The sequence below is a fragment of the Rhodoferax ferrireducens genome (genome assembly GCF_003347515.1).
Lineage (GTDB): Bacteria > Pseudomonadota > Gammaproteobacteria > Burkholderiales > Burkholderiaceae_C > Rhodoferax.
Map to the genome: position 1 here is coordinate 27,116 of NZ_QEII01000299.1, position 22,075 is coordinate 49,190.

General features: G+C 63.4%; 20 protein-coding genes. 7 read left to right on the forward strand and 13 right to left on the reverse strand.

Annotated features, from left to right (window positions below):
- Nucleotides 1-33: 33 nt before the first annotated feature.
- From C5P05_RS21975 to C5P05_RS22025, 11 genes are all read right to left on the reverse strand, one after another.
- Nucleotides 34-903 (reverse strand): helix-turn-helix domain-containing protein, encoded by an 870-nt coding sequence (locus C5P05_RS21975; RefSeq protein ID WP_114971988.1) that lies wholly within the window; start codon nt 901-903, stop codon nt 34-36.
- 14 nt (nt 904-917) lie between these two features.
- Nucleotides 918-1,274: a nuclear transport factor 2 family protein gene (locus tag C5P05_RS21980; RefSeq protein WP_114971989.1), complete on the reverse strand. Its 357-nt coding sequence runs from the start codon at nt 1,272-1,274 to the stop codon at nt 918-920.
- A 557-nt stretch (nt 1,275-1,831) separates the two neighbouring features.
- Nucleotides 1,832-2,545, reverse strand: a complete 714-nt coding sequence (locus tag C5P05_RS21985) for an ABC transporter ATP-binding protein (protein ID WP_114971990.1) — start codon at nt 2,543-2,545, stop codon at nt 1,832-1,834.
- 1 nt (nt 2,546) lies between these two features.
- The gene (locus C5P05_RS21990) at nt 2,547-3,299 is read right to left on the reverse strand and encodes an ABC transporter ATP-binding protein (RefSeq protein WP_232834618.1); all 753 of its coding nucleotides are present in this window, start codon (nt 3,297-3,299) and stop codon (nt 2,547-2,549) included.
- Nucleotides 3,286-4,296, reverse strand: coding sequence for a branched-chain amino acid ABC transporter permease (locus tag C5P05_RS21995; protein ID WP_114971992.1), 1,011 nt, complete (start codon nt 4,294-4,296; stop codon nt 3,286-3,288). The genes C5P05_RS21990 and C5P05_RS21995 overlap by 14 nt, the downstream gene beginning before the upstream one ends.
- 28 nt (nt 4,297-4,324) lie before the next feature.
- The gene (locus C5P05_RS22000) at nt 4,325-5,206 is read right to left on the reverse strand and encodes a branched-chain amino acid ABC transporter permease (protein WP_114971993.1); all 882 of its coding nucleotides are present in this window, start codon (nt 5,204-5,206) and stop codon (nt 4,325-4,327) included.
- A gap of 107 nt (nt 5,207-5,313) precedes the next feature.
- Complete coding sequence (locus C5P05_RS22005; protein ID WP_114971994.1) at nt 5,314-6,495, reverse strand: ABC transporter substrate-binding protein; 1,182 nt, start codon at nt 6,493-6,495, stop codon at nt 5,314-5,316.
- A complete protein-coding gene (locus C5P05_RS22010) occupies nt 6,492-7,307 on the reverse strand; it encodes an alpha/beta fold hydrolase (RefSeq protein WP_114971995.1) in 816 nt (271 codons plus the stop codon). Before C5P05_RS22010 ends, C5P05_RS22005 begins: the two co-directional genes overlap by 4 nt.
- On the reverse strand, nt 7,304-8,902 hold the full coding sequence (locus tag C5P05_RS22015) for a benzoate-CoA ligase family protein (RefSeq protein ID WP_114971996.1): 1,599 nt from the start codon (nt 8,900-8,902) through the stop codon (nt 7,304-7,306). Before C5P05_RS22015 ends, C5P05_RS22010 begins: the two co-directional genes overlap by 4 nt.
- 26 nt (nt 8,903-8,928) lie before the next feature.
- Entirely contained in the window at nt 8,929-10,479 is a 1,551-nt protein-coding gene (locus C5P05_RS22020; protein ID WP_114971997.1) for a 3,4-dehydroadipyl-CoA semialdehyde dehydrogenase, read from the reverse strand.
- A gap of 54 nt (nt 10,480-10,533) precedes the next feature.
- Nucleotides 10,534-10,998, reverse strand: coding sequence for a DUF4863 family protein (locus C5P05_RS22025; RefSeq protein ID WP_114971998.1), 465 nt, complete (start codon nt 10,996-10,998; stop codon nt 10,534-10,536).
- Between the two features lie 88 nt (nt 10,999-11,086).
- Here C5P05_RS22025 and C5P05_RS22030 point away from each other — a divergent pair, with 88 nt between their 5' ends.
- The 7 genes from C5P05_RS22030 (at nt 11,087) to C5P05_RS22060 (ending at nt 19,706) form a co-directional block, all read left to right on the forward strand.
- A complete protein-coding gene (locus C5P05_RS22030) occupies nt 11,087-12,061 on the forward strand; it encodes a helix-turn-helix transcriptional regulator (protein WP_114971999.1) in 975 nt (324 codons plus the stop codon).
- Between the two features lie 115 nt (nt 12,062-12,176).
- Nucleotides 12,177-13,835 carry a 2,3-epoxybenzoyl-CoA dihydrolase gene (gene boxC / locus C5P05_RS22035; protein WP_114972000.1) on the forward strand — a complete coding sequence of 553 codons (1,659 nt, stop codon included), beginning with the start codon at nt 12,177-12,179 and terminating at the stop codon, nt 13,833-13,835.
- Nucleotides 13,836-13,896: 61 nt separating this feature from the next.
- The gene (gene boxB, locus C5P05_RS22040) at nt 13,897-15,324 is read left to right on the forward strand and encodes a benzoyl-CoA 2,3-epoxidase subunit BoxB (RefSeq protein WP_114972001.1); all 1,428 of its coding nucleotides are present in this window, start codon (nt 13,897-13,899) and stop codon (nt 15,322-15,324) included.
- 335 nt (nt 15,325-15,659) lie between these two features.
- Nucleotides 15,660-16,937: a benzoyl-CoA 2,3-epoxidase subunit BoxA gene (boxA, locus tag C5P05_RS22045; RefSeq protein ID WP_114972002.1), complete on the forward strand. Its 1,278-nt coding sequence runs from the start codon at nt 15,660-15,662 to the stop codon at nt 16,935-16,937.
- Nucleotides 16,937-17,734: an enoyl-CoA hydratase-related protein gene (locus C5P05_RS22050; protein ID WP_114972003.1), complete on the forward strand. Its 798-nt coding sequence runs from the start codon at nt 16,937-16,939 to the stop codon at nt 17,732-17,734. Before boxA ends, C5P05_RS22050 begins: the two co-directional genes overlap by 1 nt.
- Complete coding sequence (locus tag C5P05_RS22055) at nt 17,731-19,275, forward strand: 3-hydroxyacyl-CoA dehydrogenase (RefSeq protein WP_114972004.1); 1,545 nt, start codon at nt 17,731-17,733, stop codon at nt 19,273-19,275. The genes C5P05_RS22050 and C5P05_RS22055 overlap by 4 nt, the downstream gene beginning before the upstream one ends.
- A complete protein-coding gene (locus tag C5P05_RS22060) occupies nt 19,272-19,706 on the forward strand; it encodes a MaoC family dehydratase (protein WP_114972005.1) in 435 nt (144 codons plus the stop codon). The genes C5P05_RS22055 and C5P05_RS22060 overlap by 4 nt, the downstream gene beginning before the upstream one ends.
- On the opposite strand, the gene C5P05_RS22065 is transcribed toward C5P05_RS22060, so the two are convergent.
- Together C5P05_RS22065 and nosP are read right to left on the reverse strand one after the other, a co-directional pair.
- Entirely contained in the window at nt 19,693-20,826 is a 1,134-nt protein-coding gene (locus C5P05_RS22065; RefSeq protein WP_198674820.1) for a sensor domain-containing diguanylate cyclase, read from the reverse strand. The two genes, C5P05_RS22060 and C5P05_RS22065, sit on opposite strands and share 14 nt — an antisense overlap.
- Entirely contained in the window at nt 20,819-21,979 is a 1,161-nt protein-coding gene (gene nosP, locus C5P05_RS22070; RefSeq protein ID WP_114972007.1) for a nitric oxide-sensing protein NosP, read from the reverse strand. The genes C5P05_RS22065 and nosP overlap by 8 nt, the downstream gene beginning before the upstream one ends.
- Between the last annotated feature and the right edge of the window lie 96 nt (nt 21,980-22,075).

Sequence of the window (22,075 nt, forward strand, 5' to 3'; positions counted from 1 at the left end):
CAGGGCTTTACAAATCCAGCACCAGCCGCAACGCTAATTTATGGGAATGGCGTAGTGCATCAGCGATGCGTCGGACGTGGCGCTGTAGCGGGAGTCATACACCTCCAGATCCACCCCTCCGGTGTGCGATGCGCCAGAGGACAACATCCAGCTGGAGTAGATGTAGTTAACCGTGTTGTCTATGTTCTGGGCCGGACCCTGGTGGCAAAACTTGGCATAGCGTGCACCCGGCACCTCCAGCGCCAGCATGCCGGGGGGCAGAGCAGCCTGCTGGCTGACCTCAATGGCTGCAAAGTATTGCAGTTGATCCGAAGAAGCACGCATGGGGCTGACCACGCCGTAGCACACCCCCGGCACTGCGTGCGGCACTTCAGCCAGCCGGGGTAAAAAACTGGCCCATAGCGGCGGCAACTTCTTGGCCAGGTTGTTTTTCTCGGAATCGATACCGTAGAACAGCGTGCGCACTGCGACCAATTGCATGGCGCGTTGCTCGTACACCTGGGGCACCAGGGACACGTTGCGGTGGATGTGGCGCAGGTAGTCGGCATCCAACTCCACCTTCTTCACAAACAAGGACCGGCTGCCAAGAGCGCGGTACTGGCCCGGTGTGAGGCTAAAGCACGACTTGAAGGCGCGGGTAAAACTCTCTTGCGTCTCATACCCCGCGGCCAGTGCGATGTCCAGAATCGGCAGCTTGGTGGTTCGCAATTGGTCCAGGGCCTTGGCAAAGCGACGCGACCGTATGTAGGTCTTCAAAGTCTCGTTGGTCAAAGCCCGGAACACGCGCTGAAAGTGCCATTGGCTCAAACCCGCCGCCTTGGCCACGTTTGACAGTGCTATCTCCGTGTCCAGATGGGCTTCCACAAAGTCAATGCCTTGCTGGACGCGTTTGAGGTAGTGCATGGTGTGGGTTCTCGTCAGGCCGCGGCAAAAAAACCGGTCATGGCCACTAGCTTGCCATCGCCGTTGTATTGGCCATAGCTCGTGCCTTCACCAATCACCTGGTCTTTGCCGTCGAGCATGTTCCATGTGGCCAGGCTCTGCTGGTGGTGGGTGCTAAACGTTTTGGTCTGGAAGTGGCCGCCGGGTACCTGCTGGTGAAACGCGTCCATGTAAGCCGTCAGTTCTTGCCAGCCGTGGGTGGCCGCCTGGGGATCGTTGTAGACGCATTGGGGATCCAGACTTTGTGCAAACAGCGCATACTTTTCAGCGGCGGTGGCCGCTTTCCAGGACGCAGTGTAGGTTTCCCAGGTCAGGTTCAAAGAGTGGTTCATCGCAAGTCCAAAGTGGTTAATAACACCGGATTGTTCTGTGCGAGAAGCCATCCTTTTGATATTTTGTGCTTTTGATTGCGATGTCGCGTGCAGCGACTGCGGACTACGAAGCCCCGGGCAGCTTCAACGGATAGGGACTTCAACCGCATGAGGCAAAGTATGGCACGGTTGGGAGTGCCAAAACGCTCCCTGATTCCCAAGGATTTCCGAAGATTGAGCCGCTGAACCACGTGATTGGCGATACCCTTGCTCGCCCAATGGTTGACGGCCTTGCGCGCACGCAGGCCTGGCCCAGCAGCATGTCAAAAACGCCGCTTTGTCTTCTCACCAGTTGACGCGCTGATCGACCTCGTAGTCAGGTGAGGCTTGCGCCGCCAGATCCCAATCCGCAGCGATTTGCCCACCCCACATCGAACACAGCAGCGGGAACACCTCGTGGATTGTGCATTTGCGATGCTGTCAGAGGGAAGGCCAATCACTCCTCAATTAATAGCTACATGCGCATATTCGACGAGGGCTACAGCCACATTTCTCCATGATGAATTCCGCAAAACCCCTCAAACCCCCAAATACCCCGACAAAGCCGCGCTCTGCGCCACCTCGTCCGCCGTGCCCTGCAGCACCACCTGGCCTTTTTGCAGCACCAGCGCGTGGTCCGAATGCGCCAGCACCTTGCGGTAGTCCCGATCGACGATCAGCGTGGCGATGCCGCTGGCGCGGATCTCGCCGATCACGCGCCAGATCTCGGCCACGATCAGCGGCGCCAGGCCTTCGGTGGCTTCGTCCAGCACGATCAGCGCCGGGTGCGTCATCAGGGCGCGCCCGATCGACAGCATCTGCTGCTCGCCGCCGGAGAGTTGCGCGCCCAGGTTCGTCAGGCGTTCCTTCAAGCGTGGAAAGGTTTCCATGACGCGCTCAAACGACCAGTCATCGCGGCCGTCGAGTCCGCGCCGCGCCGCCATCACCAGGTTCTCGCGCACCGTCAGGTTCGGGAACACGCCACGCCCCTCGGGCACATAGGCCACGCCCAGACGTGCGACCTCGTGCGGCTTGAAGCGCGAGGCGTCCTGGCCGAACAAGGTGATGCTGCCGTCGCGCTGCGCGACATGGCCGAGCAGGGTGCGGATCAACGTGCTTTTGCCCATGCCGTTGCGACCCAGCAGGCCCACGGTTTCACCGCGCTCGATCTGCAGATCGACCCCGTGCAGGACGTGGCTGGAGCCGTACCAGGCGTGCAGGCCACGGGCGTCGACGATTAGACTTTGGGCCATCTCAGTGTTCCCCCAGGTAGGCCACGCGCACGTCGGCGCTGTTGCGCACGAAGTCCGGTGTGCCGGACGCGATCACCGCGCCGTTGACCATCACGGTGATGCAGTCGGCGATGCGAAACACGGCGTCCATGTCGTGCTCCACCAGCAGGATGGCATGGCTGGCCTTGAGTTCCGCCAGCAGCGTGAGCATGCGTTCGGTCTCGTCCGCGCCCATGCCGGCCAGTGGCTCATCGAGCAGCAGCACCTGCGGCGCGGTGGCCAGGCACATGGCGATTTCCAGCTGGCGCTTCTGGCCGTGCGAGAGCAGGCCGGCCGGGCGCTCCAGCAGATCGTCCAGCCCGGCGCGGGTGGCTGCGGCGCGCGCGGCCGCGGTGCTGACTTCGCAGCGCTGCGCGTCGCGCCACCAGGCCCAGGGCTTTTGCACCCGGGCCTGGGCCGCGAGCCGGCAGTTTTCAAACACGGTGAAGCTCGGGTAGATGGTGTTGCGCTGGTAGCTGCGACCCAGGCCGGCGCGGGCGCGTTTGGGCTGCGACCACGTCGTGACGTCCTGGCCCAGCAACTCCACCTGGCCGCTGGAGGGCGGAATCTCGCCCGACAGGATGTTGATCAGCGTGGACTTGCCGGCCCCGTTGGTGCCGATCACGGCATGCACCGTGCCGCGTTCGAGCTCAAGCGACACCCGGTCCAGCGCGACCAGGCCGCCCCAGCGGCGCGTGATCTCGCGCCCGCGCAACAGCACTTCAGACTGACTCATGGGGAACCTCCTTGCTGGCGGCGCCATGCGCTCCGATATGGCGCCCGCGCAGGCGCGCCGCCAGTTGTTCCGGTACCCCGACCAGGCCGCGCGGCAGCAAGGCCACGCAGGCGATGATGCTCAGGCCCAGGCCCAGATGCCAATGCTTGGCGAAGTCGCCAAAGATCGCCTCCGACTTGAAAAACTCCTGCAGCAGCGCAAAGGCGAAGGCGCCAATCAGCGCCCCGCGCAGATGGCCGAGGCCGCCGAGGATGATCATGATCAGCACCTCGCCCGACAGGTGCCAGCTGATCAGCTCGGGATTGACGAAGCCGTCCTTCACCGCAAACAAAAAGCCCGCCAGCCCGGCGAGACCACCGGAAATCACAAAGGCGGCCAGCTTGTAGGGATAGGTGGAAAAACCGGTGGCGCGCATGCGCTGCTCGTTGACGCGAATGCCGGCCAGCGCGCGGCCAAAACGCGAGCGCAGCAGCAGGGCCAGAAAACCCAGCACCGCGACCAGGCAGGCCAGCGTGAAGCCATAAAACACCAGCGGCTTGTCGAGGTCAAGCAGCGTGCCGAGCACGGGTTTGCTCAGCAGGTAGATGCCGTCGGTGCCGCCGCCCAGCGGGGTGTCGTGCACCACGTAATAGGCCATCTGGGCGAACGCCAGCGTCACCATGATGAAGTAGACGCCCTTGGTGCGCAGTGACAGGGCGCCGACCAGCAGCGCATAGAAAGCCGCCGCCAGCACGCAGGCCGGCAGCAGCCACAGCAGCGAGGGCGCGCCGTCCTGCGGTGTCAGCAGCACGGTGGCATAGGCGCCGATGCCGAAGAAGGCGGCCTGGCCAAAGCACACCAGGCCGGTGCTGCCCACGAGCAGCTCCAGGCTGAGCGCAAAGATGGCGAAGATCATGATCTTGGTGACCAGGTCAACCCCGTATTGGCCGGCCATCAGCGGCCACAGCGCGAGCGCCACCAGCGCAAGCGCGATGAAGAGAAATTTGGATTGCTTCATGTCGTTGATTTTTCGTTGAACGTGAAAGTCAGCCGGCCTTGAACAGACCGTCCGGCTTCCACAGCAGGATCAGCGCCATCAGCACATAAACCAGCACGCCGGAGGCCTGCGGCAGCAGCACTTTGCCGAAGGTGTCCACCACCCCGATCAGCAGCGCCGCCAGCAGCGCACCGCGTATGGAACCAATGCCGCCAATCACCACCACGACAAAACAGATGATCAAGACAGTATTGCCCATGCCCGGATAGACCGAGGACACCGGCGCGGCCACCATGCCGGCGAACACCGCGATGGCGACGCCGGCGGCGAACACCACGCGGTAGAGAAACTTGATGTCGATGCCCAGCGACTGGACCATCTCGCGGTTGGTGCTGCCGGCGCGAATCATCATGCCCAGGCGGGTGCGCGTGAACACGAAATACATGCCCAGCGCCAGCACCAGGCACACGCCGGAGATGAAGAGCCGGTACACCGGGTAAGTCATCAAATCGCCCAGCGGGAGCGTGCCGGCCAGAATGTCCGGCACCTTGACGCCGTAGACATCGTCGCCGACCAGCAGGCTGCGCAACTCCTCGAACACCAGAATCAGGCCGTAGGTCATCAACACTTGCTGCAGGTGCTCGCGCTCGTACAGAAAGCTGAAGAACACCCATTCGAGCACGTAACCCAAGAGCACGGCCAGCACGAGGCCGATGAACAGCGTGGCGAAGAAACCGCCGCCGAAGGTGGCTTCCACAATCGGCGCCAGCGCGTAGGCCATGTAGGCGCCGATCATGTAGAAGCTGCCGTGCGCCAGGTTGATGACGCCCATGATGCCGAAAATCAGGGTCAGCCCGGAGGCCACCAGAAACAGCAGCAGCCCGTATTGCAGCGCATTCAGGCACTGGATCAGGAAGGTGGTTAAGTCCATAGTTTGTACTCAGTGGCGAAGCGCCGCAGCGCCGGGCCGCCCCAAGCAAGGCACGGCCCCCTCGGGGGGCAGCGCAATACGCGAAGCGATAAGCGTGGGGGCACTATTTACATGCGGCAACCGCGACCGGGGTCGGCCAGCGCCTTGCTGGCGATGCTCACCAGCTTGTTCTCCTTGCCGCCGACCTGGCGCAGGTAGATGTCCTGCACCGGGTTGTGCGATTTGGACAGGGTGAACGGGCCGCGCGGGCTGTCGATCTTGGCCTTTTCAAGCGCGGCGGTGAACTCGGCCTTCTTGCTGATGTCGCCCTTCACGGCCGCCAGGCCGATGCCCAGCATCTGCGCCGCGTCATAACCCTGCACGGCGTACACGTCGGGCTGCAGCTTGTAGGCCTTGGCATAGGACAGGCGGAACGCGTTGTCGCGCGGCGTGCCCAGGCTGTCGGCATAGTGCAGCGTGGTCAGCAGGTCGGCCGCGTCCGCGCCCTGCGCTTCCAGCGTGCCGTCGGTGAGGAAGCCGGCGCCATACAGCGGAATGCTTTTCTTCAGGCCGGCGGCCGCGTAGTCCTTGACGAACTTGACCGCACCGCCACCGGCGAAGAAGGTGTAGACGGCATCCGGCTTGGCGGCTGCAATCTCGGTCAACAGCGCCTGGAACTCGACGTTGGGAAAGGGCACGTTCAGTTCCTTGACGACCTTGCCGCCGGATTTCTCGAACGCTTCCTTGAAGCCGCGCACCGACTCATCGCCGGCCGCGTACTTCCAGGTGATGGTCACGACCTTCTTGTGGCCCTTCTTGGCAACCACCTCGCCCATGGCGTAGCCGGGCTGCCAGTTCGAGAACGAGCTGCGGAAGATGTTGGGCGCGCACATCGGGCCGGTCACCGCATCGGCGCCGGCATTCGGCACGATCAGAAAAGTGCCAGTGTCCTTGGCCACCTTGGCCATGGCCATCGCCACGCCGGAGTGCACCGAACCGATCAGCACATCGACGTTGTCGCGCTTGATCAGCTTGTTCACGTTGTCGGTGGCCTTGGACGGGTCGGACTCGTCATCGACCTTGACAAACTCGATCTCGCGTCCGCTGAGCTTGCCGCCTTGCTCCGCGACATGCAGACGGAATCCGTTCTCGATGGCATTGCCGAGTGCGGCAAAGGTGCCGGTGTAGGGCAGCATCAGGCCGACCTTGAGTTTGGGCAAGCCTTGCGCGTGCGCGGGTAACGTGCTCACGGCGACTAGGGCGAGTGCTGCAACAGCGCTGTGGATCAGGGTTCTGCGGGATGGGCTCATGGTGTGTCTCCAGTTTTTTGTGTGATGAAAGCGGAAGCAATGGCGATCAGGCGTTCAGGCTGATCGCGATGCGGGGAATGACCACAATCGCTCAGTTCGAGCAATTCGGTTTGCGGCAGGCGGCGCGCGATGCCGTGAATCTGTTCCAGCGTGCCGTATTCGTCGTCCAGTCCCTGCACCGCCAGCAGCCGGCAGCGGATAGTCTCGATCTCGGCCTCGATCGACCACTCGCTGAACGGCGGGTGCAGCCAGATCTGGTTCCAGCCCCAGAAGGCCGAATCGGGATCGTCGTGGTATTTGGCCAGGCGCTCGCGCAGGTCGGTTTCCAGATAGGCCGTGCGGGCTTGCGTGATGCTCGCCACTGCCATGTCTTCGACCAGGATGTGCGGCGCCAGCAGAACAGCGCCCGCGATGTTGCGCGGGAATTGGGCCGCGTACAAGAGCGTGATCGAGGCGCCATCGCTGTGGCCGAACAGCCAGGGCGGCTGGCTTATGGTGTCGACGTCGAGCGCCGCCAGCAAGGCCGGCAGCACCTCATGCGCTTGGCGGTGCAGGAAGTCCAGGCCCCAGACTTCTTCTGCTGCGCGCGGCGTCGAGGCGCCATAGCCGGGGCGTGAATACACCAGACCACGGCAGCCCGCCGCCTCGCACAGTTGCTGCGGAAAATCCTTCCACATGGCCAGCGAACCCAGGCCTTCGTGCAAAAAGACAATCAGCGGTGCGTTCGTGCGGTCCGGCGCGATCCACTGGTATTCAATCCGCACGGGCCGGCCGGCCCAGTCGATCTGAACGAACTGCACGGTTTCGCTCATTTAGCGGCCGTCTCGCGCTCGCGCAGCTTGAAGCGCTGGATCTTGCCGGTCGCGGTCTTCGGCAAATCCGTGACGAATTCGATCTGGCGCGGGTACTTGTAGGGCGCCAGCCGCTCTTTGACGAAGGCTTTCAAGTCGGCCTCGGTGGCCTCTGCCCCCGACTTGAGCACGACAAAGGCCTTGGTTTTGGTCAGCCCCTCGTCGTCGGACACGCCGATGACGGCGGCCTCCAGCACCGCCGGGTGTTGCACCAGTGTGGCTTCCACTTCAAACGGCGACACATAAATGCCGCTGACCTTGAGCATGTCGTCGCTGCGGCCGGAGTAGGTGTAGCTGCCGTCGGCGTTGCGCACGTATTTGTCGCCGCTCTTGGTCCAGGCGCCCTGAAAGGTTTCGCGCGATTTCTCGCGGTTGCCCCAGTACATCAGGGCGGCGCTGGGGCCCTGGATGTAGAGGTCGCCTGTCTCGCTGGCGCCGTCAGCGTTCACGGGCACCGGGCGGCCGTCGTCACCACGCAGCTCGATGTCGTAGCCCGGCACCGGCCAGCCGGTGGTGCCGTAGCGCACCTGGCCCGGGCGGTTGGACAAGAAGATGTGCAGCATCTCGGTCGAACCGATGCCGTCGATGATCTCGACCCCGAAGTGGGCGGTAAAGCGCTCACCCAGTTCGCTCGGCAAGGCTTCGCCGGCGGACGAAGCCAGCCGCAGCGCCACGTCTTTTTTGGCCGGCAGCGCGGGCGAGGCCAGCATGCCGGCAAAGCCGGTCGGCGCGCCGAAAAATGCCGTGGGCCGCTGGCCGCCGATGTCGCCGCGCCAGCGTTTGAAGGTGGCGTCGGGCGTGGGCCGCTCCGCCATCAGAATCGTGGTGGCGCCCACGCTCAGGGGAAAGGTCAGCGCATTGCCCAGCCCGTAGGCAAAGAACAGCTTGGCGGCCGAGAAACAGACGTCGCGCTCGCTGATACCGAGCACCGGCTTGCCGTACAGCTCGGCTGTCCAGTAGGGATTGGCATGGGTGTGCAACGCGCCCTTGGGGCGGCCGGTGGAGCCGGAGGAATAGAGCCAGAAACCGGGGTCATCGGGGCCGGTGCCGGCCGGTTCCGCCAGCGGCGCCTGTTGCGCCAGCAAGGTGTCCAGCGCCACCATGCCGGCGGGCAAGGCAGCTTGCGGGCGCGAGACGATCACGCTCTTGACCTCATGGCCGCCCTGGGCCAGGGCCGCCTGCAGGGTCGGCAGCAAGGCCGCGGACACCAGCGCCGCTTGGGCCCGACTGTGTTTCAGCATGTAGGCGTAGTCATCGGCGGTGAGCAAGGTGTTCACGGCCACCGGCACGATGCCCGCGTACATCGCACCCAAAAAACTCACCGGCCAGTCGCTGCAGTCGTGCATCAGCAGCAGCACGCGCTCCTCGCGGCGCACGCCCGAGGCCAGCAGGGCAGCCGCCAGGCGGCGGATGCGCTCCGCCAGCTCGCCATAACTCAGGCTGCCCTGGTCGTCGATATAAGCCGTCTTGCTCGGGCGGGTCAGGTTGCGCTCTATCAGGTGCTGCGCAAAATTGAAAAGCGGCCCTGGCGGTTGGATGTCGGTGAAGCTTGTCACTTGGGGTTCCTCGTACTTGGTTCTGACTATGCGGACAAGGCAGCGAGTACGACTGTACTGGCTTGCACGGCACTGCGGCGGTGGTAGAAACCCAGGGCGCGCAGACCACCCAGCTCTTCGCCGCCGCCCGCCCGGCCCGGGCCGCCGTGCAGCGATTGCGGCATGACATTGCCGTGGCCGGTGTGCAGTTGCGCCACATCGGGCGAGATCACATGCACGCGGCCATGGCTGTCGGCCAGTTGCAGCGCCGTGGCGGCCAGTGTTTGCGGATCACTGCCGTACAGCGAAGCCACCAGCGAACCCTGACCGCGGCGCACCAGCGCCAGCGCATGTGCCGGGTCGCGGTAGGGCAGCAAGGTGGCGACGGGGCCGAACACCTCGGTGTCGTGCACGCGGTCAGCGCCATCGGCGTTGCGCACGCCCAGCAGCGTGGGGCCGACACAGCAAGCCACCGTCGAGTCTGCGTCCACCAGCGCGTGCGTGGCGCCGTCATGCAGGGTTTCGGCCTGTTGTTTCAGATAGTCCAGACCTTCACGCACGCTGGCCAGCTGCGCCTGATTGACCAGTGCGCCCATGCGCACGGACTCGTTGCGCGGATTGCCGACCGTGGTCTTGGCCAGCCGTGCCGCAATCGCCTCCGCCGCCGCGCCATAAAACGCCTCGGGCACGAAGATACGGCGGATCGCGGTGCATTTCTGCCCCGACTTGACCGTCATCTCGCGCGCCACTTCTTTCACCAGCAGGTCAAAAGCTTCGCTGCCGGGCACGGCGTCGGGCAAAAGCAGGGCCGAGTTGACGCTGTCAGCCTCGATATTGACGCGCACAAAACGCTGCGCCACGGCCGGGTGGGAGCGGATGACGGCAGCGGTTTCGGCCGAGCCGGTGAACGACACCACGTCGAAGGTCTGCAGTGCGTCCATCAGGCCGGCCGAGCTGCCGCAGACCACCGACAGCGCGCCCGGCGGGAAGATGCCGGCATCGACCACATCCTTAACCATGCGCTGGGTCAGCCAGGCGGTGGCGGTGGCCGGTTTCACGATCACCGGCACGCCGGACAGCAAGGCCGGCGCCGCTTTTTCCCACAAGCCCCAGCTTGGGAAGTTGAAGGCATTGATGAACAGCGCCACGCCGCGCGTCGGCACCAGCACATGCTGGGACTGGAACAGCGGGTCCTTGCCCAGGCGCGCGGCCTCGCCGTCCCGCATGAAATTAAGCTCACCGAGCGTCTCGCCGAGTTTGGCGTAGGTGCCCAGCGTGAAGATGCCGCCGTCGATGTCCACCGCCGAATCGTTCTTGACCGTGCCGCTGTTGGCGGTGGCGATCTCGTAATAGGCATCGCGGTTGGCCTGCAGCACCTTGACGGCGGCTGCCAGCATGGCGGCGCGCTCGCGGTAGCACAGCGCGCGCAGTGCGGCGCCACCTTGTTCGCGGGCAAAGGCAAAGCCGGCCGCCAGATCCAGGCCGGTGGCGTCCACGCGCACCAGCTCGGTCCCGAGCACGGGGTCGATGAGTGCCGTGCCGGCGCCGCGGCCGCTTTGCCACTGGCCACCGATAAAGTTGGAAATCAGTTCTGTCATGTGTTCTTTCGATTTAACTTACGTCATCCGGGCGTCGGTCTGGTTTCGTAGATTTCAGCGGGTGAAGTCAATGCGGCCTTCGGGCAGCAGATAAAGCACAAGCGCGCGACCGCCGGTGACGGTAGGCGGGTGGGCGCTGCCGGGCGGGTAGACCAGCCAGCCAGCGGCGCGGCCGTCAAACCGGGCGCCGTCGTCGATCGGCATGATCAGGTCGATCTCGCCGGTCGGGTGCGCATGGTGCGGGCCGGCAATGTCTTTCATATCGACCACGTCGACCGAGAAGCCGCCCAGGTCCGGCGCGGGCTTAAAGATGCGCCCGTAGCGGACGCCGCCGCCTTCGCGGTCGCACAACCAGCCCTCGGCGACACCGGCTTCGCAGCTTTGTTTCAGGCACTCATAAGTGACTGTGCCGACGCCGTGTTCGGCATTCAGCCAGGTATCCAGCGCGGCATCCAGGGGGCGCCCGGCCAGCTGGGCGCTAAGTTCTGCGATTTGTTCGCGAAATTGGGTGGGTGACATGGTTCGTCTCCGTGGTTACGATTCAGCTTGCACATTTCAACAAGATGAATTATTGTGCAGGCACGAACCATAAAGTTTCCCCTACATCATGTCAAGCACTATATTGCAGTTATCCGGGTTAGCACCTAGTCTGACCACCACCGACCTGGACCTCACCAAGGCGTCAACCGGCCCCGCCGAAGGCGTGGAGGGAGAGGAAAAAAACCCTTTCCTGGCGGCGCTGGGCGATCGCGTACGCGCCCTGCGTGCGCGCCGCGGCATGACGCGCAAGGCGGTCGCGATAGCGGCCGATGTGTCCGAGCGGCATTTGGCGAACCTGGAATACGGTGTGGGCAACGCCTCCATTCTGGTGCTGCTGCAAGTGGCGGGCGCCCTGCAGTGCTCGCTGGGTGAACTGATTGGCGACGTGACCACCCTGTCGCCCGAGTGGCTGCTGATCCGCGAATTGCTGGAGCAGCGCGACGATGCCACGCTGCAACGGGTGCGGATCGCGATCGGCGAAATGCTGGGCACGGGCGGCGGCAATGCGGGCTTGAGCCCGCGCATCGCGCTGATTGGCTTGCGCGGCGCCGGCAAGTCAACGCTGGGCCAGATGCTGGCCGATGACCTGGGCTTTCCCTTTGTGGAACTGAGCCGTGAAATTGAAAAATTTGCCGGTTGCAGCGTGTCCGAAATCCAGGCGCTCTACGGCGTCAACGCCTATCGCCGCTACGAGCGGCGCGCGCTGGAAGAAGCGATCCAGATCTACCCGGAGGCGGTGATCGCCACCCCCGGCGGCCTGGTGTCGGATGCGGCCACCTTCAACCAGCTGCTGGCCCACTGCACCACCGTCTGGCTGCAGGCCGACCCGGAAGACCACATGAAACGCGTTGCTGCGCAGGGCGACCTGCGACCGATGGCGGCCAGTAAGGAGGCCATGGAAGACCTCAAAGGCATCCTTACAGGCCGCGCGGCTTTTTATTCCAAGGCTCAATTCAAACTCGACACCAGCGCGCAGCCGCTGGAGCCCACTTTTTTGGCTTTGCGGGAGATCGTCAGAAAAGTATTGCAGCTGCCGGCGTGAATTAATTTTCGAAAGATGCATAAAAATGCATTGTCACATCTCAATATATGCACTATCATGCGTGCAGTGGCATTGATTAATGCATTTTTGTGCTTCATATTAAGGAGAGCAACCCGTGAGCAATCCCAGCCGTGTCGAATACCAAACCACCCCGTCCCAGTACAAACACTGGAAACTTGAGTTCAATGGCCCTGTCGCCACGCTCAAGGCGGATTTTGATGAAAACGCCGGCCTGCGCCCCGGCTACAAGCTCAAGCTCAACAGCTACGACCTCGGCGTCGACATCGAGCTGAACGACGCCATCAGCCGCATCCGCTTCGAACACCCCGAAGTGCGCACCGTGGTGATGACCAGCGCCAAGGAGAAAGTGTTCTGCTCCGGCGCCAACATCTTCATGCTTGGCGTCAGCAGCCACGCCTGGAAGGTGAATTTCTGCAAATTCACCAACGAAACGCGCAACGGCCTGGAAGACTCTTCCACCCACAGCGGCCTGAAGTTCCTCGCCGCCGTGAATGGCGCTTGCGCCGGCGGCGGCTACGAGCTGGCGCTGGCCTGCGACGAGATCATCTTGGTGGACGACCGCTCCAGCGCGGTGAGCTTGCCGGAAGTGCCTTTGCTGGGCGTGCTGCCCGGCACCGGCGGCCTGACCCGCATCACCGACAAGCGCCATGTGCGCCACGATCTGGCCGACCTGTTCTGCACCAGCGTCGAAGGGGTGCGCGGCGACAAGGCCGTGGCCTGGCGCCTGGTGGATGCGATCGCCAAGCCGGCGGTGTTTGCCCAGAAGGTACAAGAGCGCGCGCTGGCACTGGCCGCCCAAAGCGACCGCCCCGCCGAAGCCAAAGGCGTGAGCCTGAGCCCGTTGGAGCGCACGTTAGAGGCCGACGCCCTGCGTTACTCCCATGTCACGGTCGAAATCGACCGCGCCAAGCGCACCGCCACTTTCACCGTCAAGGCGCCCACAGGCAAGCAACCCACGGACATCGCCGGCATCACAGCCGCTGGCGCCGCCTGGTACCCATTGGCCATGGCACGCGAACTGGAAGATGCCATCCTGCAGATGCGCACCAACGAAACCGACATCGGCACCTGGTTGATCAAGACCGAAGGCGACGCGACTGCCGTGCTGGCGATGGACGCCACGCTGCTGGCGAACCAGGGCCACTGGCTGGTGCGCGAAACCATCGGCCTGCTGCGCCGTACGCTGAGCCGCCTGGACGTGTCCTCACGCAGCCTGTTTGCCCTGATCGAGCCGAATTCGTGTTTTGCCGGCACCTTGCTGGAACTGGCCCTGGCCTGCGACCGCAGCTACCACCTGGCCTTGCCCGATGATGAAGTGCGCACGCCCCGCATCACGGTGGCCGAGACCAATTTCGGCCTGTACCCGATGATCACCGGCCAGAGCCGCCTGGGCCGCCGCTTTTATGACGAACAGCCGGCGCTGGATGCCGTGCGCGCCAAAGTCGGCCAGGCACTGGACGCCGACGCCGCCTTCGCGCTCGGCCTGGTGACCTCCAACCCCGACGACATCGACTGGGCCGACGAAGTGCGCATCGCGGTGGAAGAACGCGTCTCGATGTCGCCCGACGCGCTGACTGGCATGGAAGCCAACCTGCGCTTCAACGGCCCGGAAAACATGTTCACCCGCGTCTTCGGCCGGCTCACTGCCTGGCAGAACTGGATTTTCCAGCGCCCCAACGCCGTCGGCGAAAAGGGTGCGCTCAAGGTCTATGGCAAGGGCGAGAAATCAGTTTTTGACTGGAATCGGGTCTAGCCCCCGTGTTCATTGCGTAAGCAGCTATTATTTTTCTAGCAAATATCCACTGGAGATAAGCATGAGTTCAATCACCTACAGCGACAAGATTCCCAACAACGTTAACTTGAGCGAAGACCGCACCCTGCAGCGCGCGCTGGAGCAGTGGCAACCCAACTACCTGAAATGGTGGGGCGACATGGGTCCGGACGATTCGCAGAACTTCGATGTCTACCTGCGCACCGCCGTCAGCGTCGATCCGCAGGGCTGGGCGCAGTTCGGCCATGTGAAGATGCCCGATTACCGCTGGGGCATTTTCCTGAACCCGGCCGAGAAAGACCGCAAGATTCACTTTGGCGATCACAAGGGTGAAGACGCCTGGCAGGACATTCCCGGCGAATACCGCGCCAACCTGCGCCGCATCATCGTCACGCAGGGCGACACCGAACCCGCGTCGGTCGAGCAACAGCGCCACCTGGGCCTGACCGCGCCCAGCCAGTACGATCTGCGCAACCTGTTCCAGGTGAACGTCGAGGAAGGACGCCATCTGTGGGCCATGGTCTACCTGCTGCACAAATACTTTGGCCGCGATGGCCGTGAAGAAGGCGAAGCGCTGCTGGAGCGCCGCAGCGGCCAGGAAGACAACCCGCGCATCCTGCAGGCCTTCAATGAAGAAACGCCGGACTGGCTGAGCTTTTTCATGTTCACCTACTTCACCGACCGCGACGGCAAGTTTCAGCTGTGTGCCCTGGCGGAGAGCAGTTTCGACCCACTGGCGCGCACCACCAAGTTCATGCTGACCGAAGAAGCGCACCACATGTTCGTGGGTGAGTCCGGCATCTCGCGCATCATCCAGCGCACCTGCCAAGCCATGAACGAAATGAAGACCGACGACGTGGGCAAGCTGCGCGCGGCCGGCGTGATCGACCTGCCGACGCTGCAGCGTTACCTGAATTTCCACTTCAGCGTGACGATCGACCTGTTCGGCGCGGACGAGTCCAGCAACGCCGCCACCTTCTATAGCACCGGCCTGAAGGGTCGCTACGAGGAAGGCAAACGCATGGACGACCACATCCTGAAGGGCAGCACCTACAAGGTGCTCAATGTGCAAGGCGGCCAACTGGTCGAGAAGGAAGTGCCGATGCTCAACGCGCTGAACGAAGTGCTGCGCGACGACTACATCAAGGACTCCATCGGCGGCGTCGAGCGCTGGAACAAGGTGATCGAAAAAGCCGGCATCCCGTTCAAATTGAAGGTGCCGCACAAGGCCTTTCACCGCAATATCGGCGCGCTGGCGCAAGTCAAGGTGTCGCCGGACGGCCGTGTGCTGAACGAGGCCGAGTGGAAAGCCAATGTGGACAACTGGCTGCCCAGCGAGACGGACCGCGCTTTTGTCGGCAGCCTGATGGGCCGCGTGGTGGATCCCGGCAAGTTTGCCAACTGGATCGCGCCGCCGATGCTGGGCATCAACCGTCAGTCAGCTGACTTTGAATATGTGCGGTTTAACTGATCCTGTTTAACGTGAGTTGCCTCACTGAGCCCGCAGGGGGAGTGGGGCACATGCCGCCGCTCATGTCCCCCGCCCTTCGGGCTCCTCCTTGACTTCGCTATGGCATGTACCCCACTCCCCCTGCTGCGAACGGTATTGCTTGCAGGCCGGCCCGAACGCGACGCAGGATCAGGTGACTGGGGTGTACTGCGCAGTGAGGTCAAGGAGGAGGCCGAAGGCCGGGGGACACGAACGAAGCAGTGCACCCCAGCCGCCTGATCCCACACCAACGCAGCGAACGAAGTAACTCACACGAACGACGCAAAATACACAAGTGATCCAGAAAACAGAGAGGCATGACCATGACAGAAGCCGCCATCAAGCAGCACTTGATTGACCCCGAGATATGCATCCGATGCAATACCTGCGAAGCCATTTGCCCGGTGGCTGCGATCACCCATGACTCACGCAATTACGTGGTCGATGCCGAAAAATGCAATTTCTGCATGGCCTGTATCGCCCCCTGCCCGACCGGCTCGATTGACAACTGGCGCACCATGCCACGCATCAAGGCCTACAGCCTGACAGCGCAATTGAGCTGGGATGAGCTGCCGCCCGAGTTGACGGCTGAGGAGTTGGCGGCCGAAGGTATAGCGGCCGATGCGCCACCTGTGGAGATGCCAGTAGCGCCGGTGTTGCCGGCGGCCGTCAGCCTTGAGGCCACGTTCAACAGCGCCCAGTACGGCGCCACGCTGCCGCCTTGGTCGGCCGCGCACGCCTACACCAATCTCTATGGTCCCAAGGCCGCCGGAAAATCGGTCACCGCCACCGTCGGCGGCAATGTGCGCGTCACGGCGGTGGGCCACGACTACGACACCCACCACATCGTGCTGGACTTTGGCGCCATGCCGTTCCCGCTGCTCGAAGGCCAATCGATTGGCATCATTCCGCCCGGCGTCGACGCCAATGGCAAACCGCACCATGTGCGTCAATATTCGATTGCCAGCCCACGCAACGGCGAACGCCCGGGCTACAACAACCTGTCTCTCACCATCAAGCGCGTGCTGGAAGACCACCAGGGCCAGCCGGTGCGCGGCGTCGCCTCGAACTACATGTGCGACCTGCAGGTGGGCGACAAGGTGCAGGTGATCGGCCCGTTCGGCGCCAGCTTCCTGATGCCGAACCACCCGCGCTCCAACATCGTGATGATCTGCACCGGCACCGGCAGCGCGCCGATGCGCGGCATGACCGAATGGCGGCGGCGCTTGCGCCAGTCCGGCAAGTTCGAGGGCGGCAAGCTGATGCTGTTCTTCGGCGCACGCACCAAGGAAGAACTGCCCTACTTCGGGCCGCTGCAAAACCTGCCCAAGGATTTCATCGACATCAACTTTGCCTTCTCGCGCACACCAGGCCAGCCCAAGCGCTATGTGCAGGACGTGATGCGCGAGCGTGCCGCCGACCTCGGGCCCTTGCTGAACGACCCGAACACTTACTTCTATGTCTGCGGACTCAAGAGCATGGAAGAAGGCGTGGTGCTGGCGCTGCGTGACGTGGCGCAGCAAGCCGGCCTGTCCTGGGACACCGTCGGTGCGGCGCTCAAGACCGAAGGCCGGCTGCATCTGGAGACCTATTGATGAGCGACTTTCAAACCCTGACCGTGTCGCGCCGCGCTGCCGGCGTGACGCAGGTCACGATGTCGCGCCCGGCGGTGTTCAACGCTTTCGACGAGGCGATGATCGCCGAACTGGACACCGTCTTCACCCAACTGGCTGACGACAACAGCGTGCGCGTGATCGTGCTGGCCGGGGATGGCAAGCACTTCAGCGCGGGCGCCGACCTGCAATGGATGCAGCGCGCCAGCACGGCCTCGCAGGAGTGGAATCTGCAGGACGCACGTCGCTTTGCCGGCATGCTGGCGCGCATCGAGAATTGCCCCAAACCCACGGTGGCGCGCATCCAGGGTGCCGCGCTCGGGGGCGGTGTCGGCCTGGTCTGCGCCTGCGACATCGCCATCGCCACCGGGAGCGCCTCGTTCTCGGTAAGCGAAGCCAAATTTGGCATCTTGCCGGCGGTGATCGGGCCCTATGTGGTCAACGCGGTCGGCAAGCGCCAGGCCCGGCGTCTGGCGCTTGCCACCACACGCATCACGGCCACCGAGGCTATCGCCATCGGCTTGGTGCATCAGGTGGTCGTCGCCGATGCGCTCGATGCGGCGGTGGATTCCGCCGTGACCGAACTGCTGGCGGGCGGCCCCAATGCCCAACGCGAGATCAAGCAACTTTTTGCGCTACTCGAAGTCGGCCCGATCACGCCGGAGGTGCGGGAGCTGACAGCCCAGACCATCAGCCGCGTGCGCGGCACCGAGGAAGCGCGCGAGGGCTTTACCGCCTTCCTGGACAAGCGCCCTGCCCCCTGGATTCCGCAAGCATGAGCAATACCCTGAACAGCGCCCCCTTGCTGGTGGTCGGCGCCGGCATCATGGGCGTCGGCATCGCGCAGGTGGCAGCGCAGGCGGGCCACGCCGTGATGCTGTTTGACGCCCGCGAAGGCGCGGCTGCGGAGGCTAGGGCCAAGCTGGCCAAGACGCTGGAGGCGCTGGCGGCCAAGGGCAAGCTCAGTGCTGAAGATGTCACGCAGATCCTGTCGCGCATCCAGGCGATCAACGCGCTCGACGCGGCAGCGTCTGTGCGATTGGTGGTGGAAGCCATCGTCGAGAAGCTCGATGTCAAACGCGGGCTGTTCCAACAGCTCGAAACCATTGTGGCCGCCGACTGCGTGCTCGCCACCAACACCTCGTCGATCTCGGTCACCGCCATTGCCAATGGCCTGCAGCATCCTGGCCGGCTGGTCGGCATGCATTTCTTCAACCCGGTGCCCTTGATGAAGCTGGTTGAGGTGGTGTCGGGCCTGCAGACCGAGCCGGCGGTGGCGACGGCGATCTTTGATTTGTCCAAGGTGTGGGGCAAGGTGCCGGTACATGCGCGCTCGACGCCCGGCTTCATCGTGAACCGCATCGCCCGCCCCTATTACGCTGAGACGCTGGCCTTGCTGCAAGAGCAGGCCGCCACGCCCGCCGTGCTCGATGCCTGCCTGCGCGCCGCGGGCTTTCGCATGGGTCCGTGCGAACTGATGGACCTGATCGGCCATGACACCAATTTTTCGGTGACCCAATCGGTCTATGAGGCCAACTTTTTTGACAAACGTTTTGCCCCCTCGCTGGTGCAGCGCGAGCTGGTCGATGGCGGACTGCTAGGCCGCAAATCGGGCCGCGGCTTTTACGACTATGCGGACGGCGCGGCGGCGGCGGCGGCGGCGGCGGCAACAGCAGTAGCGATGGCCGCCGCCGAGTCCATGCCAATGCCCAGCGCCGAACTGCTGCGCGTGCATGGTCAAGGGCCGCTGGCGGACCGTTTTGTTGCGGTGCTGGAAACAGCCGGCCAGACCGTTCAATGCGTGCCGGCCAGCGACTGGCTCGGGCTGGAAGTGGACGGCGCGCAGCTGCGCCTGAGCGACGGCCGGACCGCCTCCCAGCTCGGTGCCGAGGTCGCTGTGTTTGACCTGCCGCTGCAGGCCGGCCAGGACCTCACGCTGGCCTGGGCGCCTTCGCTGCGCGCCAGCGAGGCCTGGACGGCCACCGCCGCGCATTGGCTCGTCGCGCTGGGCTTCAAGCCACAGCGCATCGCCGATGTGCCCGGGCTGGTGGTGGCGCGCACCCTCGCCATGCTGATCAACGAAGCCGCCGACGCGGTGCACCAAGGCGTCTGCACGGCCGAGGGCGCCAATGCCGCGATGAAGCTGGGGGTGAACTATCCGGCCGGACCGTTCGAGTGGCTGGCGGACTGGAATGCCGGCGCGGTCATCGGCCTGCTGGATGCACTGGATGCCCACTACCGCGGCGAGCGTTATCGCGTGAGTCCGTGGTTGCGCCAGCATGTGTGGCAAAGCCTCACGCCAAGCGTCAACTGCTCATGAAGTTTGCCGAGTTCCACACGGGCCAGGTCATCCAGGCCGGGCCTGTCGAGGTCAGCGAGGCCGAGATCATCCAGTTCGCCACCGCCTACGACCCGCAGTGGTTTCACACCGACCCCACAGCGGCCGCGCAGGGCCACTTCGGCGGCCTGATCGCCAGCGGCTGGCACACCTGCGCCATGGCCATGCGCCTGGTGGCCGACGCGGCGCTGCACGGCTCGGAGTCGTTTGCCTCACCCGGCCTGGCCTATGTGAAATGGCCGCACCCGGTGCGACCGGGCGACCGCTTGTCGCTGTGCGCGACGGTGCTTGAGACGCGTTGCGCGCGCGAGCAGCCCCACCTGGGAATATTGCGCTGGCGCTGGCAACTTTTCAACGCCCGGGGCACCGAGGTGCTGGACCTCGAAGCCACCAGCCTGTTTAATCTTTCCTGACCTCGACGCAATTGCGCCCGGCCGCCTTGGCCGCGTACAGCGCACGGTCAGCGGCGGCAATCAGTTCGTCGCCTGTTCGGCCATCGCGCGGAAACGTCGCAACGCCAAAGGAGGCGGTCACCGCGATCATCTCTGCGCCATAAGGAATTGGCGCAGCCGCCATCGCACTGCGCAACTGCTCGGCCCGCGCCATCGCGCTGTCCTGCGCCATTTGCGGAAGGACCAGCAGAAACTCCTCACCACCGTAGCGGCAGTAGATATCGCTGGCGCGCGCGTGCCGCTTCAACAGCCCGCCGAAGACCCGCAATACCTCGTCTCCACCCAGGTGTCCGTAGCAGTCATTGACCGCCTTGAAATGGTCCAGGTCGCCCATGATCACGCTGACGGGATAACCATGACGCCCGGCTACGATCAACTCCCGGCCCAAGGTTTCCTCAAGGTAGCGGCGGTTGTACAGGCCGGTCAGCGCATCATGCGTTGACTGTTCGCGCAACTCGTCATGCAAGGCCTGCACTTCGCGCTCGGCACGGGTGCGCTCGGTCACATCCATGAGCAGGCTGATCAACGCCAGCTTGCCGCCGATTTCCATGGCATTGGTATGGACCTCAACGTCGAACTCAACCCCATTTTTGCGCAGACCACGAAATACATAATCAACCCTCGTGACCTCGCCGCTGAGGCGCTTGCGCACGCTTTCTGCAACGAGTGGGCGATCATTCTTGGCGACGATGTCGAGAATCCCCAAGCTCCGAACATCATCCGCGCTGTAACCGAACATTTCGTCGAATTTGGCATTGGAGTAGCTGAACACACCCTCCTCCATGATGACGATGCCAACCAGGGACTGGCTCACCAGCTCGTGGAACCTGGCTTCCGATTCGCGCAGGGCGCGCGTAATTTTCTCGTTCTCGCGCAGGGCGGTCTCCAGTTTTTCGGTCCGGCTGCGTACCTGTTCTTCCAGCATGACGGCGGTCTGGAACAGACCAAAGTCGGAGCTCTGCACACTGGCGCTGCGCTCAGCACGGTCCATGAGCGCCCGGATGATCTTGTTGAGCCGGACGATTTCGCCCTGCAAGGCCCGCGGATCCGGGCTGGCATCCGGCCAGCCCCGCTCAGACACGTTGAGTCTCCATCGGATCGATACCGATCGCAATGCCAACGAACGTCTGATTGACATGCACACCATGAAACTGTTCGCCGTAAGTATTGAACCCCACGGTATTGTTGTGCTGAAGGAGCTCATCCACTCTATTTTTTAGCGGGCCTTGGGAAATTTCCAGTTTGCGCAAGACGCAATCGCAGCCGAGCACAAATTGCGGCGGACCGATTTCCGCGCGGATCTGCGTAAACGTTCGCTCCAGGTCATCCAGCAAATCCACGCCCTTCGCCACCCGCAACACCAAGCCGTTCTCGATGGCGCAAAAAAAAGTCAGGCTGCCATCCCCATTAACTTTCTGGATGGAGCGCACGAAGTTCGTACCGTCGATCATGACCACCACCGGCCAGGCGGCAAAACGCAGTGGGTCGAGATCGCTCGCGTCGATGCCCAGTATCCGCGCATACTCCTGCGCCGCCGGCAGGCCATTGATTTCCTTGACAACACGAAGATCGGTATCGGCCTCGGTAACGACCAGCCGCTCATCGGTGGCGACAAAATGCTGCGTCATGAAGAGCTTGAACGGCAAGCGGGTGGTAACCAGCAGCAAGACGGCGCTATCGGTGTGGAATCGCCCCTCGAAATAGACATGGGTACGACCAAAAAGCACACCGTCCCCCGCCGAGCCCCCGATCAGGGGAAGCCTGCCCAGCGCGCTTTGCAAGGCACGCGTGACCGGCTCTTCGCGGACCGACAAACCATCAATCAACAGCAATGCAAAGCTGTTATCTGTATCGGTTTGCGGCGCGTGGCTTTCCTGCCTTTGCAACAGTTCCTGAACGAAAGCCTGAACCGAGGTCATCGCGAATTGCTGCAAGTGGTCAAGCAGCCCGCTCACGGCATTAAAGTCGCTGGCCGGAAAGCTCGCCCCGGTCAGGCTGAAATTCCGATACCCGGAGGGGCCGATTTCGCCGGCCGTGGTGCAACCCACAACCTGGACGCCGGCAAACAAACGCTTCATTTCCGCGGCGAGTATCTCCAGGTTGTAGGCACTGGAGCAGAAAAAAATAACCAGTGCCATGTCTGGCTGCATTACTGCAGCGTGAAATTCACGTGCAGCCTCTAGCGCCCCGCTGGCGCACGACTGCGCCCTGCGTATACGGGCCCGGTTGTCCATATTGTCATCCTTGTTATGCGCCCACCAACCAACGACGCGCTGCTCCAGGCTATTCGCGCATTTTAATGGTAGCCAACTATTGGATGAAATAGTGAA